This window comes from Bacillus sp. Marseille-Q3570, assembly GCF_946151055.1.
Lineage (GTDB): Bacteria > Bacillota > Bacilli > Bacillales > Fictibacillaceae > Pseudalkalibacillus.
The window spans coordinates 567,596-581,134 of sequence record NZ_CAMGYZ010000001.1 but is presented as its reverse complement, the minus strand read 5'-3'; the positions used below and the strand labels follow the sequence as shown (position 1 = coordinate 581,134).

Genomic DNA, 13,539 nt, shown 5'->3' with positions numbered 1-13,539 from the left:
TAGCACTTTTTTTGATTTATCAGGAGGAGGAACGAACAATGAGATGTCCCAACTGCCAATGCAAAGACCTTGGCAAAATCGGGGTGGACCAGTATTACTGCTGGGGATGTTTCATCGAACTGACTGCTGTTGAAGGCAAATTGACTCTTAATCAAGTAGAGGAAGATGGCAGTTTGACTTCTTTAGATGATTTGTTCGATGATGACGATCTAAGTATTTCGATGTAACTTCATACTGGGATGGTGTTTAATGTGAACCGTACAATCATGACTATAGCAACGACCTGTGCCGGTGCGTATCTGATTAAATCTTTATATGGAAGAAATATGAAGGTGAATGGCATGCTATCAACGAAGAAAATGAAGCGGATCCGTAAAAGGATTGCAAAAGCGATTTATTGAAAAAGGGCTGACGTTCAGATGAATGTCAGTTTTTTTTGACCCTATAATACTTCCTGGATATTAAAATTCGTAGTGTAATTCGCTGCCTTCCCCTGCGATTCGCAAGCAATACCTTTAAAGAAAGTATCCACTTCCACCTTGTAGTTTTCTTTCGCCATGCATAGGGTGTTCAATTAAGCGCACGTTAAAGATACAAGAATACTGTGAAAAGATCCGGTGGCGCTTATGAAAAAACTGTTTACAATTGAAGCACTGGTAAGGCTCGGGATGGTCTTATTAGCTTTACTCTGTGCATTTGTCTTTATGAAATTGAAACCGTTTTGGGATCCGATCTTTGATATGATTTTGGCCGTCTTCATGCCATTTTTCGTCGCTATCTTCATCACTTATCTATTACACCCAATTGTAGAATGGATTCATCGGCGGGGCATCCCCCGATCTCTTGCAATCCTTGTGATTTATCTTGCCTTTTTCGGTGGCATCGGGTTTTTGATCTTTAAAAGTGTGCCCTATCTGATATCACAGCTCAAAGACCTGAGTGAACAATTACCTATATTATCAGAAACTTATCGAAACTGGATTAGGGAATTTTACGAGCATACTGATAATCTGCCGGAAACGGTCCATAATGAATTTGAAAAAACGTTGAATGCAGTAGAGCAATATTTAACAACATTAATAAGCGGCGTTCTTATTGCAATCAAAGGATTTTGGCGTAACATTTTTGCGTGGATCGTCATTCCTTTTCTCGTGTTCTATATGCTGAAAGACTTTAAGGTTATTACACGTATGATTTGGAACCTGACCCCTAAAAAGTGGAGAGGACCGGGAAAGAAAATCATCCATGATATCGATGTTTCACTTGGTAATTATATACGCGGGCAATTGACAGTAGCATGTGCACTTGCAGTTCTCGCAATTGGCGCGTTCTGGATAGCTGGTGTGCCTTACCCAGTGATTCTAGGTATCATCATTGGTGTCACTGATTTCATCCCCTATTTCGGACCGGTCCTCGGGGCAGTGCCAGTCGCGTTGATCGCAGCGACAATATCGATAAATAAACTGTTGATCGTAATTGGAATTGTCATCATTCTTCAATTCATCGAGGGGAATATTCTCGGTCCGCTTATTGTCGGAAAAACATTGCACATCCATCCGATAGGAATCATATTAGCATTGTTGATTGGCGGGGAAATCGGTGGAGTTGTCGGCTTACTCCTTGCCGTACCTTTCTTTGCAATAGGAAAAGTCATTTTCCAACATGCAAGAGAGCATTTCAGAAATGTTGACAATGCAGAAAAGTAAAGTCTATAATTAACGACAGCAGAACATGAATATAAAAAATTGATGATGGAATGAGTAGGTCAAAACCCTTCCTTGCAGAGAAGAACCTCCCAGGCTGAAAGAGGTTCTGGATGAAGATTGACTGAACGCTGATCCGGAATGCAGGCAAACCCTGCCGGCGCACACCGTTAATGTGTCGAGGTGATGAATACAGAAGATGTTTTCATAACCAGGGTGGTACCGCGTGATAACTCTCGTCCCTGTTTTAGGACGTGGGTTTTTTTATTGTCTAAAAAAGACAAACTCATAAATAGGAGGGAATCAATGATGAAAACGCTCACTTCAGCTGAGGTAAGACAGATGTTTTTGGATTTTTTCAAAGAAAAAGGACATAAGGTTGAATCTAGTGCCTCTCTTGTACCGCACGAAGACCCGTCCTTATTGTGGATCAACAGTGGCGTTGCAACCTTGAAAAAGTATTTTGATGGTCGTGTCGTTCCGGAGAATCCTCGTATCGTAAATGCTCAAAAATCAATCCGTACAAATGATATTGAAAATGTCGGTAAAACTGCTCGACATCATACGTTCTTCGAGATGCTTGGAAACTTCTCAATCGGGGACTACTTTAAAAAAGAAGCGATTCTTTGGGCTTGGGAATTCTTGACGGATGAAAAATGGTTAGGAATTGACCCTGAAAAGCTAGCAGTTACGATTCATCCTGAAGATGATGATGCGCATGGCATTTGGCATAATGAAATCGGCCTTCCAAAGGAGAAGATCATCCGTCTCGAAGAGAACTTTTGGGATATCGGTGAAGGCCCGAGTGGACCGAATACGGAAATCTTTTTTGATCGCGGGGAGAAGTATGGGAACGACCCGAACGATCCAGAGTTGTTCCCAGGTGGAGAAAACGAGCGTCACCTTGAAATCTGGAACCTTGTGTTTTCTCAATACAACCATAACCCTGATGGCTCGTATACACCGTTGCCGAAAAAGAATATTGATACAGGGATGGGGCTTGAACGTGTCGTTTGTGCGTTACAGGATGCTCCGACAAACTATGAAACCGATCTGTTCATGCCAATGATCGAAGCAACAGAAAAAATATCTGGTACTGAATATGGCAAGAATCCAGAATTCGATACTGCTTTCAAGGTTATCGCTGATCATATTCGGACAGTTACTTTTGCAGTTGCAGACGGTGCGTTGCCATCCAATGAAGGTAGAGGCTATGTATTACGTCGCCTCATCCGCAGAGCAATCCGTTTTGCTAAACAATTGAACATCAGCAAACCTTTTATGTTTGAGCTTGTGCCAGTGGTTGCAGATGTCATGAAAGACTTCTATCCAAATGTCCTTGAAAACACTGATTTTATCCAAAAAGTTGTTAAGAATGAGGAAGAACGATTCCACGAAACCATCAACGAAGGTCTTGCGATTTTATCTGAAATGATGAAACAAGCGAGAGAAAATGGGAAAAATCAACTTTCTGGCTCAGATGCTTTCAAGTTGTATGATACGTATGGGTTTCCTTTTGAACTGACTGAAGAGTATGTGGAAGAAGAAGGTTTGACTGTGAACCGGGAACAATTCGAAGTGGAAATGGAAGCACAGCGTGAACGGGCACGTTCAGCACGTCAGGACACAGGTTCTATGCAGGTTCAGACTGGCGTCCTGAGTGATATCAAAACATCGAGTGAATTCATCGGTTATGATCAACTGTATACCTCTTCTAAGGTCAGCGTGATGGTAAAGGGTGCTGATACGGTCAATGAAGCAAATGCTGGTGAAGAAGTCCTAGTGATCCTTGATCAAACACCTTTTTATGCAGAAAGCGGCGGTCAGATTGCTGACAAAGGGACACTTGAAAATGACAATGTTTTTGCTGTCGTAAAAGACGTCCAAAAAGCACCGAATGGCCAAAATCTCCATACTGTCCATGTTGAAAAAGGGACATTGAAAGTCGATGAAACCCTTACGGCAACCGTCAACGAGATCAGTCGTGCTGGTATCATTAAGAACCATACTGCAACACACTTGCTTCACCAAGCACTTAAAGATGTACTTGGAAAACATGTCAATCAAGCAGGTTCTCTAGTAACTTCTGATCGCTTGCGTTTCGACTTCTCCCACTTCAATCAGATCACTCCGGAGGAATTGGAGAAGATTGAATCGATCGTAAACGAAAAGATTTGGAACACGATTCCTGTTGAAAAGATGGTCAAGCCGATTGAAGAAGCAAAAGCGATGGGAGCAATGGCATTATTCGGTGAAAAATACGGAAGTGAAGTTCGTGTCGTAAAAGTCGGAGATTACAGCCTTGAGCTTTGCGGTGGCTGTCATGTTACAAATACTGCAGAAATCGGGTTGTTCAAGACCATAGCTGAATCGGGTATCGGTGCGGGCACACGCAGGATTGAAGCAGTTACAAGTGAGGGAGCCTATCGCCATCTCACTGGTCAAGTCCAAATCCTTAAAGATACAGCAGACGCTTTGAAATCTAACTTGAATGATGTACCTGCAAAGGTCGGTACTATACAATTACAAATCAAAGAGCTTCAGCGTGAAAATGAATCGCTGAAAGGGAAGCTTGCGAATATTGAAGCTGGTTCCTTGATGGATCATGCTGAAGAAATCAATGGTGTAAAAGTATTAGCTAGAAAAGTTTCTGCCAGTGATATGAATAATTTACGCTCAATCGTAGATGATTTGAAGAACAAGATCGGAAGCGGAGTAGTCGTTCTTGGTTCTGCACAAAATGAAAAAGTGAATATTGTTGCAGGAGTTACAGATAATTTAACGAAAGAAGGCTATCATGCAGGCAAAATTGTAAAGGAAGTCGCAACCCGATGTGGAGGCGGCGGAGGAGGGCGCCCAGATATGGCTCAAGCTGGCGGAAAACAACCTGAAAAACTGGATGACGCATTAAATTATGTTTACGAATTCGTCAAATCCATTTCCTAAACCTGTATGTGTATTGTACAATAAAGGTAGAAAAAGCGGGGATTTCCCAATCTAACGCTAAAGAGAGGTGTCAAGATGAGCTCATTTGACAAGACGGTGAAGTTCAATTTTCAAGACGACTCGATGGATGCCAACGTCAAGAGTGTATTGTTGTCAGTATACGAGTCTTTGCAAGAGAAAGGATACAATCCAATCAACCAGATCGTAGGGTACCTCCTGTCTGGCGATCCAGCTTATATTCCTCGTCATAATGATGCTAGAAGCAAGATCCGCAAGCTTGAACGCGATGAATTGATTGAGGAACTCGTAAAATCGTATTTAGTACAGCATCAGGAAAGTGAGAGATAATTTCTGCATATGCGAAAATTAGGGTTAGACGTCGGTACAAAAACAATTGGTATTGCACTTAGCGATGCGTTAGGATGGACGGCACAAGGGATTGAAACATACCGACGTAAGGGAGATATCGACCAGGAAATGCAGTATTTGAAGCAACTGATTGATAAGCATGAAGTTGACACAATCGTGGTCGGTCTACCGAAAAATATGAATGGAACAATCGGCCCTAGTGGAGAAATGTGTCAAGAATTTGCAAAGCATATTGAGGACACATTAAAAATATCCACTGTGCTGTGGGATGAACGCTTGACCACGGCCGCGGCAGAACGTATGCTCATTGAAGCTGATGTCAGTCGCAAGAAGCGCAAAGGGGTCATTGACAAAATGGCAGCTGTGCTCATCTTACAGAGCTATCTAGACAGCCCAGCCGCCAACTAAAAAAGAGGTGCTAAAATGACTGAGGAAGAAAAAGAGCGGATCATCATCCCTGATGAAAATGGTGAGGAACATTTATTTGAAGTACTATTTACGTTCGATGTAGATGCAACTGAACGTTCGTACATGGTCCTTGTTCCTGTTGAAAATGGAGAAGATGAAGAAGATGTTGAAGTGTTCGCTTTCCGTTACGAAGATAAAGGCGAAAAAGAGGATGATATCGAACTTTTCCCAATTGAAACAGATCAAGAATGGGATATGGTCGAAGAAATGTTGAACACTTTCCAAGAATCAGAAGAACTCTAAACAAAGATGATGAAGGACTGATCACAAATGTGTGGTCAGTCTTTTTTTTTGTGACAAAAAATCAGGTTGCGATTTGAGATGAAAATTGAGACAAACATCTAACGGACACCAGAGCCCTTATTTACCTGAATGAGCTGAAAAAACATACTCGTTTGGCAAAATAACGTCTCTCATGTCCGCTAAATTGTGAAATTGCCTTATTTTGCTCAGAATAAGGTCTCCTGTGTCCGTTAGCGTGGCGACCTTAGCAGATTTAATGAAAGAAGCTGGCCAAGGCTAGACTTGCCAAGTTTTTATTTTTGCTCACTTTGATTGAAGCGATATTTGCAAAATTCCAACAGGAAATGCCATCCAGCCAAGACAGTGAGGAACGAGTGATAAGGCTCTCTTTAAGGGAGGAGGTGAATAGCTGACGAAATCAACTTTTCAATATAATAGCCCTTCTTTTACAAAAATAGAACTTAACAGCAATTCATATCCTGATTTTGACAAAATCTAAAAAAATTGACGAATTTAGGCCGAATCAATACTGAATTATAGTATAATGGAACAGATGTATTAGAGGGGGGATATTTCGGTGCTTCAACCAAATCTAGATCAAGAAACGATCATGCGCCGTAATCAGGAAGCAAAGATTGTAAGACGAGTCGTTTTTACCGTACTTACACTCCTGGTTTTTTCGATCGTAGGCCTTGGAATCGGTGGCTACGTATATATTAAAGGTGCATTCGAGCCTGTTGATACTTCCAATAAAGAACCGATAGAAGTGGAAATACCAATTGGCACATCAACCAGTACAATAGCGAAAAAATTAGAAGAAAGCGGTGTCATTAAAAGCGCACTTGTATTCAAGTACTATGTCAAATATAAAAATGAAGATGATTTCCAAGCAGGAAACTATGAACTAACCCGATCTATGGAGATGAAAGACATCATCCATTCTCTGAAAGACGGTAAAGTATATAAAGAAGCGGAAATGACCGTCCGTATTCCAGAAGGACTCCGCATCAATGAGGTAGTATCCAAAATTGCAGAACAAACGGATTACACAGAAGAAGAAGTCCAGGGAAAAATGAAAGATAAGAAGTTCATTGAATCATTGATGGCACAATATCCGCTACTGGATGAAAAAATCTTGGATGAAAAAGTGATCTGGCCGCTCGAAGGTTATCTTTTTCCAGCGACTTATGAATTTTACGTGAAAGATCCGAGTTTGGAATCCATCATTGAATCCATGGTTAAAAAGATGAGTACAGTGGTGAAGAAATATGAAGCAGGATTACAAGAATCGAGCTATTCGACTCATGAGATCCTCACATTAGCTTCCATCATCGAAGAAGAGGCGAAAGAAAAGGAAGACCGATTCAAAGTTTCTGGTGTATTTTATAATCGTCTTCAAAAAGGGATGCCTCTCCAATCAGATGTGACGGTCACCTACGCCCAGCAACAGTCGAAAATTACAGTAACGTATAAGGACACGGAAATCGAATCACCGTATAATACCTACCATGAGTCCGGTTTACCGATCGGACCGATTTCCGCTCCCGGGGAATCAGCCATCGATGCTGCTGTAAATCCTGAGCCGAACGAGAATTATTATTTCTTCGCACGTCCGAACGGGGAAGTCCTATATGCGAAAACATTGGATGAGCATAATAAGATCAAGGAAAAATACATCCAAGAGTGGCGTGACCTTGCAAATAAAGACAAAGAATAATATTGGAAACAAGAGGGGATGAGGGAGACTCGCATTCCCTCTTTTCTTATGTTAAAATAGACCGGGTTAAGAGGAGGCTTCCACATGATTTCAGATGAGTTGAAATATTATATTGAAGGATTGATCCCAGATAGGCAGCAAGAAATTTTACAGATGGAAGAAGATGCGCGGGTCGAAAATGTCCCGATTATGGATCTGATAGGAATGGAAGCTCTGTTACAACTTATTCGTCTCCATAAACCGAAGCGTATTTTGGAAATCGGAACTGCAATTGGTTATTCCGCAATCCGGATGGTACAAGCCGCTCCAGAAAGTCGTGTTGTATCCATCGAGCGCGATTCAGAGCGTTATAATCAAGCAATTACCAATATTTCGAAACTTGAACTACAAAATTCAATTCACGTAATTGAAGGGGATGCGCTAGAGAAAATTTCACAGATTGAAGAAGAAGGACCTTATGACTTCATTTTCATAGATGCTGCAAAAGGGCAGTACCAGCGTTTCTTTCAGGAATTTGAAAACATGCTCTTACCAGGCGGAGTTATTGTAAGTGATAATGTCTTGTTCAGAGGATTCGTAGCAAAAGGGAACGAAGAAATCGAAACAAGGAGATTTCGGAAGCTGACGGATAAAATTCGGAATTACAATGAATTTTTGATCAGACAAACCAGGTTCGATACAACGATACTTCCTGTTGGTGACGGAATGGCTATTAGTATTTTGAAAGATAAAGTAAAGGAATAAAGGGGAAGGAAGCATGGGTAAGAAACCAGTTGTAATTGGTGTTGCCGGAGGTTCAGGATCCGGAAAAACGACAGTAGCGAAAGAAATCTTCAGGCAGTTTGCCGATCAATCGATTTTAATTCTTGAACAGGATGCATACTATAAGGACCAATCCGAAAAATCGATGGATGAGAGATTAGAAACGAACTATGATCATCCTCTCGCATTCGATAATGATTTGTTGATTGAACATATCGAAAAGCTCAGAAACAAAGAGGGCATTGAAAAACCGGTTTATGACTATACAGCACACACAAGAAGTGATAAAATAATTCCAATTGAACCAAAAGATGTTATCATATTAGAAGGTATTCTTATTTTAGAGGACGAACGATTGCGTGATCTGATGGATATCAAATTATTCGTTGATACTGATGCAGACGTCAGGATCATAAGACGTCTCCTTCGTGATATCAACGAACGTGGCCGTTCAATCGACTCCGTGATCGATCAATACACTACAGTCGTGCGTCCGATGCATAATCAATTTATTGAGCCGACGAAACGATATGCTGATATCATTATCCCTGAAGGTGGCCAAAACCGAGTGGCAATCGACCTGATGGTGACGAAAATCAATACAATCTTAGAAACTAAAGAAATATTGAAATCATAACAGGGGGTACGATCACCTCTGTTTTCAATATGAGATGAATGTCTTATATTTCAAGTAGTGTACAATGGGTACGCTTACATTTTTTTATTAATACGTCTTTAGTTCCAATGCATATACTAGTCGGTAACGAGAAGGTTTTAGAGGAGTGAAGGATAATGGCAGAAGAAAAGAAACACTATATGACTGAAGAGGGTAAACAGAAACTCGAAAACGAATTGGAATACTTGAAAACGGAAAAACGTAAAGAAGTCGTTGAACGTATCAAGGTTGCTAGAAGTTTCGGAGATCTATCTGAGAACTCTGAGTACGATGCTGCGAAAGATGAACAGGCATTTGTAGAAGCACGTATCCAACAGCTTGAAAAGATGATCCGTAATGCAGAAATCATCGAAGAGCAGGATCAGAATCCACATGTTGTGTCCATCGGTAAATCAGTGAAATTCATCGAATTACCAGATGGAGATGAGGAATCCTATACAATTGTCGGTAGCGCTGAAGCAGATCCGTTCGAAGGTAAGATTTCAAATGACTCACCTATGGCTAAAAGCCTGATGGGCCGTACCGTCGGTGATGAAGTTGCTGTCCAGACACCAGGTGGGGAAATGAACGTACGCATCGTAGAAGTAGGCTGAATAGATGGATGAAAGGACTGTCCTAGAAGAAGAGTGTCTCACTCGGAGGACAGTCCTTTTTTACGCATGAAGAAAGTATAGATACTTTTTTCAGTATAAGAGCAACTAAGGCTCAGCCTGCGCTAAAGGATTGGCTTGGCCAAGTTTTATTTAGGCTAGGTAGCCCAGAATTACATATAAGGTGACCAATGGTTTCTCTTAATTACGGTCTTCCTCTGAATTTTTATGAATAAATACCAACTATGATGCGATAATTATTTCAGTTTTAACATCGTTTGAAAAGGTTCAAGTTTTGCAGGCCATTGCGTTCTCGTATCCAATTGAATAAATGGTGAGAATCCCATCTGAATGGATAAGGATTTTGTAATAATCAACAATAAATAAACACGAAAGTATTGTTTTAAATAAGCTGTTTCGGGCGAGAATGTTGATGAGGTGGGGCTCACATGAATAATCCGAAACGGCTTTATTATATGTTAATCATATTCAGTATCGTATTGAGCGTGTTGATCGGCAGACTAGCGCATATCCAATTGGTCGATACAAGATCGTTTTCAAAACACCAGGTAAATTTAGTTGAAGAAAGTGTCAAACAACGAATACACTCGATCGCTTTAGATGATGGGAGAGGGAAGATGCAGGATCGCTATGGTGAACTCTTAGCGGAAGTGCATGAACCTTCTGTCATCCTTTTTCCGTTTTTAAAAGAAGATGAAGAAGCACTTGAAAAATTATCTCCTATGGTGAGCCATTCGACGTTTGAATTGAAGAGTAAATTAGAGGGCAGGAAAGATCCTCTTGTAATCAAAAATGAATACATCACACGTGACACAGTTGAACATGTAAATGATCTGATGATTCAGGGTGCATTCGGCCAAATGCTCTCAATAAATGAAGAAAACACCTTTGCAACACATTTCATAGGTTCCGTAGGTGAAAACCCTGGGGTGTTACGCGAAAAATACCCTGAACGTATTGACAAAGGTCTGATAAGCATATCAACCAAAACAGGGATCAATGGGATACAGGCAGCTTTCGATCCTTTTTTGATTTCAGAAGGAGAATCGAAACTTATTTATCATGTTGAACAGTCCGGAAAGCCGCTTTTCGGATTTGATGTCAAATATACAGCACCATCTAACCCGTTCTATCCTGTGACACTACGGACAACATTGGATCCAAAAGCTCAACGCATCGTAGAGGACGCAATAGATCAATTCAAGATCACAATGGGTGGTGCGGTCCTATTGGATGTGAATTCAAGTGATGTACTTGCGATGGCCAGCCGTCCATTGCCTCCACATTCCAATCCTTTAGCTGAAGGTACAGCCAATAAAATGTTAGAGACACATTTCCCCGGTTCTGTTTTTAAAATTGTCACAGCGGCAGCTGCTATCGAAGAAGATCATCTCTCGACTGACCCTGATCGCGTGTTTGATTGCAGTAGAAACACGTATAATGAGGGGCAGGAGCAACGTGATTTAGGCAATTTAACTTTTAAAGAAAGCTTTTATCAGAGTTGTAACAATACCTTTGCGACTTTACTTAACGAAATGATGGAAAATGATAAAGAGATCACTGATGAATATGCTGCAAAATTAGGACTTACTGCATTTTCAGGATGGACAGGAGATGTGTTTCATTTTGAGGATTTCGAGCACTATCCAGGGGAACACCCGAACACGATATGGAATGATGAACAGGATAAAAATGTTTCTCGTGCAATTGCCCAAACGGCAATTGGTCAGTTGAATGTACGTGTATCCCCACTTTCGGTGGCTAATATGATGGCCACGATTGCAAGAGGCGGCACAAAAAAACAAGTGCGCGCAGCCCATTCTGTTTTATATAAGAACGGAACGACACTTGCAGATTTCAAGGAAAAAGAAATACCTGGTGATACTTTATCTCGCTATTCGATCAAAGAGCTCCAGAAATTATTGAAGGGAGTTGTCTCTGATCCAAATGGGACTGGACATAGTTCTTTCAGTCAATTGCCCTGGGCTGTGGCAGGAAAATCAGGTACCGCTGAAAAAGGAGAAAAGGGTCAGAAAGTGTACAATAAATGGTTTGCGGGCTACTTTCCTGCTTATGATCCAAAATACGCGCTGGTCGTTGTTGACCTGGATGCAGCAGAAACAGAAACTGCTACAAACAAAACATTTGCGCAGATTGTTCAACAGTTGTATGAAACACAACAACAACCAGACTGAGCGAGTGTATGTTATGCTTTGGGTTGTACGACTTTCACTTCGTGGTTGGGGAGCAAGTGGTCCTGAAGGTGCTGTTCTTTGTAAGGCGCCAGGATGAATTCAAAGAGCCTCTGTTCAGAAACATCGAACACTTCTAGAGTCGAACCATCATGTAAACAGACATGTAACGTTTGCGTGTCTTTTTGATAGCCAATTGTATGAAACGTTTTCAGATTCCATTCTTCTGAATGAAAAGTTGTAAACTGCATACATATCACCCCTCCTTATCCATACTATTAGCCATAGTATAGAGAAAATCCTTTTTAACGACAAAACTAGTTTAAAAATTACAAATATTCACACTATTGATTATACAATATTTTCTTGTACGGTACAAAAAATAATCCTTCATCGAAACAATGTAGAGTGGTAGAATAATATGTAGAATTGGAGGGGAGACCATGAGAGATGATTTTTCAACAAACTCGAGATATCAACGCACACAAAAAAGTAAAAAGCAAACACTTATATTGAATATATTGATCGGTGTTGTCTTCATTGGGATCCTTGCCGTAGGAGCAAGTATGCTTTTAGGTGACGATGAATCCGCAACTGAAAAACAACAGAATCAAGATAATACAGCATCTGTACCTGATACCGATGAGAACACAGATGAATCGAGCAATAGTGATTCTTCAAATGAGCAAGCTGCCGAAGAAGAAAATAAGGAAAATGAAAACAACACGGACAGCGAGTCTAAGGAAGAAGATGATACATCTGTAAAGAAAGAGGAAGAAGAGGCATCTGAGGGAAGCAGTGAAGACAGTGAAGGATATAAAACCCATTCTGATGAAACTGCTGGACCTGATGGAGAATGGGAACCAGTCGGTACGGTACAGGAAGGCTCACATCAATCAAGCTTCGATAAAGGTACCACAGATTGGAAGGAAAAAGAAAAAGCACTACAATATGCAACAGGACTATCACCTGATGAGATCGAGTACTGGTGGATCGGAAACGGCGGATCTGCAACTACAGCTAAAGGTATTGTTAGTAAAGCCGAAAATAAAGATAACCCTTATGTCGTCATGCTTGAATGGGTAGATGGTGAAGGTTGGAAGCCAACATCTGTCGAACGTGTTCCAGGTGCAGCTAATCAATAAGAAATGAGAGAATGAAAATGACCCGAAGGATGATTGAATCCTTTCGGGTCATTTTTTCCATCATTCATTTCGGGGTATAAAAGATATTGCTCCATTTTCGTTATGCAAACCGAACACCTGACACTCCTGAAACTAAACCGATGATGATGCCGACTGTACAGAGAATTATCCAGATCCGTCTGTTTCGTGGCTTGTTCATGTAAAACCACCCAAGGAAGCCAAATAATATTCCCTCAATCATAAACCATGGCTCGAATAACAAAAGATCCCATAATACAAAAGAATGCTCATTTATATTGAATGGTACAGATTCCAACTCGACTACACCTGTCATTTGAAATATCCGATAGAAGATCCCATAAATGCCATGGGAAGTCGCTATCGAACATCCAAATAAGGCTATTCCGAGCAGTAACCAGCTAACGACTTTTTGTTTCCTAATATAGATGAACGCAATTCCTACGCATCCGGCAGCTGTCAGGAATCCTGATGCTATCCAGTTTATCCTTTCCCAAAAAGCTGCTTCTGCTACAGATTCCTTCAGTAAGGACAAACCGATTGTGCCCCCTAAAGCCCAATAAAGGTGAGGCAGCATATAAGCTATCGACCAAATGAATACTGCATATCCCGTAAAAACTAAATAATGTCGATGTTGTGGCTGCGGATGAATCGAATTAAGGATGTCTGCTTTACTTTCGTTCATTAAA

General features: G+C 40.9%; 15 protein-coding genes and 1 other annotated feature. Of the genes, 13 read left to right on the top strand and 2 right to left on the bottom strand.

What is annotated here, in order from left to right:
- Window positions 1–38: 38 nt before the first annotated feature.
- From N8M93_RS03020 to N8M93_RS02965, 12 genes are all read left to right on the top strand, one after another.
- Window positions 39–227 (top strand): hypothetical protein, encoded by a 189-nt coding sequence (locus N8M93_RS03020; RefSeq protein ID WP_261129616.1) that lies wholly within the window; start codon window positions 39–41, stop codon window positions 225–227.
- 24 nt (window positions 228–251) lie between these two features.
- Complete coding sequence (locus tag N8M93_RS03015; RefSeq protein WP_261129615.1) at window positions 252–401, top strand: DUF3918 family protein; 150 nt, start codon at window positions 252–254, stop codon at window positions 399–401.
- 225 nt (window positions 402–626) lie between these two features.
- The gene (locus N8M93_RS03010; RefSeq protein ID WP_261129614.1) at window positions 627–1,706 is read left to right on the top strand and encodes an AI-2E family transporter; all 1,080 of its coding nucleotides are present in this window, start codon (window positions 627–629) and stop codon (window positions 1,704–1,706) included.
- A gap of 33 nt (window positions 1,707–1,739) precedes the next feature.
- Window positions 1,740–1,950, top strand: a binding site (T-box leader).
- Window positions 1,951–2,012: 62 nt separating this feature from the next.
- The gene (gene alaS / locus N8M93_RS03005; RefSeq protein WP_261129675.1) at window positions 2,013–4,649 is read left to right on the top strand and encodes an alanine--tRNA ligase; all 2,637 of its coding nucleotides are present in this window, start codon (window positions 2,013–2,015) and stop codon (window positions 4,647–4,649) included.
- Between the two features lie 75 nt (window positions 4,650–4,724).
- Window positions 4,725–4,997 carry an IreB family regulatory phosphoprotein gene (locus N8M93_RS03000; protein ID WP_261129613.1) on the top strand — a complete coding sequence of 91 codons (273 nt, stop codon included), beginning with the start codon at window positions 4,725–4,727 and terminating at the stop codon, window positions 4,995–4,997.
- A 9-nt stretch (window positions 4,998–5,006) separates the two neighbouring features.
- Complete coding sequence (gene ruvX, locus N8M93_RS02995) at window positions 5,007–5,426, top strand: Holliday junction resolvase RuvX (protein WP_261129612.1); 420 nt, start codon at window positions 5,007–5,009, stop codon at window positions 5,424–5,426.
- Between the two features lie 15 nt (window positions 5,427–5,441).
- Window positions 5,442–5,729 (top strand): DUF1292 domain-containing protein, encoded by a 288-nt coding sequence (locus tag N8M93_RS02990; protein ID WP_261129611.1) that lies wholly within the window; start codon window positions 5,442–5,444, stop codon window positions 5,727–5,729.
- A gap of 577 nt (window positions 5,730–6,306) precedes the next feature.
- On the top strand, window positions 6,307–7,446 hold the full coding sequence (mltG, locus tag N8M93_RS02985) for an endolytic transglycosylase MltG (RefSeq protein WP_261129610.1): 1,140 nt from the start codon (window positions 6,307–6,309) through the stop codon (window positions 7,444–7,446).
- Between the two features lie 84 nt (window positions 7,447–7,530).
- On the top strand, window positions 7,531–8,190 hold the full coding sequence (locus tag N8M93_RS02980) for an O-methyltransferase (protein WP_261129609.1): 660 nt from the start codon (window positions 7,531–7,533) through the stop codon (window positions 8,188–8,190).
- A 13-nt stretch (window positions 8,191–8,203) separates the two neighbouring features.
- Window positions 8,204–8,845: a uridine kinase gene (udk, locus tag N8M93_RS02975; protein WP_261129608.1), complete on the top strand. Its 642-nt coding sequence runs from the start codon at window positions 8,204–8,206 to the stop codon at window positions 8,843–8,845.
- A 155-nt stretch (window positions 8,846–9,000) separates the two neighbouring features.
- Window positions 9,001–9,477: a transcription elongation factor GreA gene (gene greA, locus N8M93_RS02970; protein ID WP_261129607.1), complete on the top strand. Its 477-nt coding sequence runs from the start codon at window positions 9,001–9,003 to the stop codon at window positions 9,475–9,477.
- A 446-nt stretch (window positions 9,478–9,923) separates the two neighbouring features.
- Window positions 9,924–11,690 carry a penicillin-binding protein 2 gene (locus N8M93_RS02965; RefSeq protein ID WP_261129605.1) on the top strand — a complete coding sequence of 589 codons (1,767 nt, stop codon included), beginning with the start codon at window positions 9,924–9,926 and terminating at the stop codon, window positions 11,688–11,690.
- 11 nt (window positions 11,691–11,701) lie between these two features.
- Here the strand turns inward: N8M93_RS02965 and N8M93_RS02960 are convergent, their stop codons facing one another.
- The gene (locus N8M93_RS02960) at window positions 11,702–11,938 is read right to left on the bottom strand and encodes a KTSC domain-containing protein (protein WP_221566106.1); all 237 of its coding nucleotides are present in this window, start codon (window positions 11,936–11,938) and stop codon (window positions 11,702–11,704) included.
- A 192-nt stretch (window positions 11,939–12,130) separates the two neighbouring features.
- On the opposite strand from N8M93_RS02960, the gene N8M93_RS02955 reads away from it, so the two are divergent.
- Window positions 12,131–12,832 carry a DUF1510 family protein gene (locus tag N8M93_RS02955; protein WP_261129603.1) on the top strand — a complete coding sequence of 234 codons (702 nt, stop codon included), beginning with the start codon at window positions 12,131–12,133 and terminating at the stop codon, window positions 12,830–12,832.
- 100 nt (window positions 12,833–12,932) lie between these two features.
- Here the strand turns inward: N8M93_RS02955 and N8M93_RS02950 are convergent, their stop codons facing one another.
- Window positions 12,933–13,535: a DUF3995 domain-containing protein gene (locus tag N8M93_RS02950; RefSeq protein ID WP_261129602.1), complete on the bottom strand. Its 603-nt coding sequence runs from the start codon at window positions 13,533–13,535 to the stop codon at window positions 12,933–12,935.
- Between the last annotated feature and the right edge of the window lie 4 nt (window positions 13,536–13,539).

Bases quoted from the DNA above. Each gene is read 5' to 3' on its own strand.
- N8M93_RS03020 (WP_261129616.1), top strand. From the start codon at position 39: ATGAGATGTCCCAACTGCCAATGCAAAGACCTTGGCAAAATCGGGGTG.
- N8M93_RS03010 (WP_261129614.1), top strand. From the start codon at position 627: ATGAAAAAACTGTTTACAATTGAAGCACTGGTAAGGCTCGGGATGGTC.
- alaS (WP_261129675.1), top strand. From the start codon at position 2,013: ATGAAAACGCTCACTTCAGCTGAGGTAAGACAGATGTTTTTGGATTTT.
- N8M93_RS03000 (WP_261129613.1), top strand. From the start codon at position 4,725: ATGAGCTCATTTGACAAGACGGTGAAGTTCAATTTTCAAGACGACTCG.
- ruvX (WP_261129612.1), top strand. From the start codon at position 5,007: ATGCGAAAATTAGGGTTAGACGTCGGTACAAAAACAATTGGTATTGCA.
- N8M93_RS02990 (WP_261129611.1), top strand. From the start codon at position 5,442: ATGACTGAGGAAGAAAAAGAGCGGATCATCATCCCTGATGAAAATGGT.
- N8M93_RS02980 (WP_261129609.1), top strand. From the start codon at position 7,531: ATGATTTCAGATGAGTTGAAATATTATATTGAAGGATTGATCCCAGAT.
- udk (WP_261129608.1), top strand. From the start codon at position 8,204: ATGGGTAAGAAACCAGTTGTAATTGGTGTTGCCGGAGGTTCAGGATCC.
- greA (WP_261129607.1), top strand. From the start codon at position 9,001: ATGGCAGAAGAAAAGAAACACTATATGACTGAAGAGGGTAAACAGAAA.
- N8M93_RS02965 (WP_261129605.1), top strand. From the start codon at position 9,924: ATGAATAATCCGAAACGGCTTTATTATATGTTAATCATATTCAGTATC.
- N8M93_RS02960 (WP_221566106.1), bottom strand. From the start codon at position 11,938: ATGCAGTTTACAACTTTTCATTCAGAAGAATGGAATCTGAAAACGTTT.
- N8M93_RS02955 (WP_261129603.1), top strand. From the start codon at position 12,131: ATGAGAGATGATTTTTCAACAAACTCGAGATATCAACGCACACAAAAA.
- N8M93_RS02950 (WP_261129602.1), bottom strand. From the start codon at position 13,535: ATGAACGAAAGTAAAGCAGACATCCTTAATTCGATTCATCCGCAGCCA.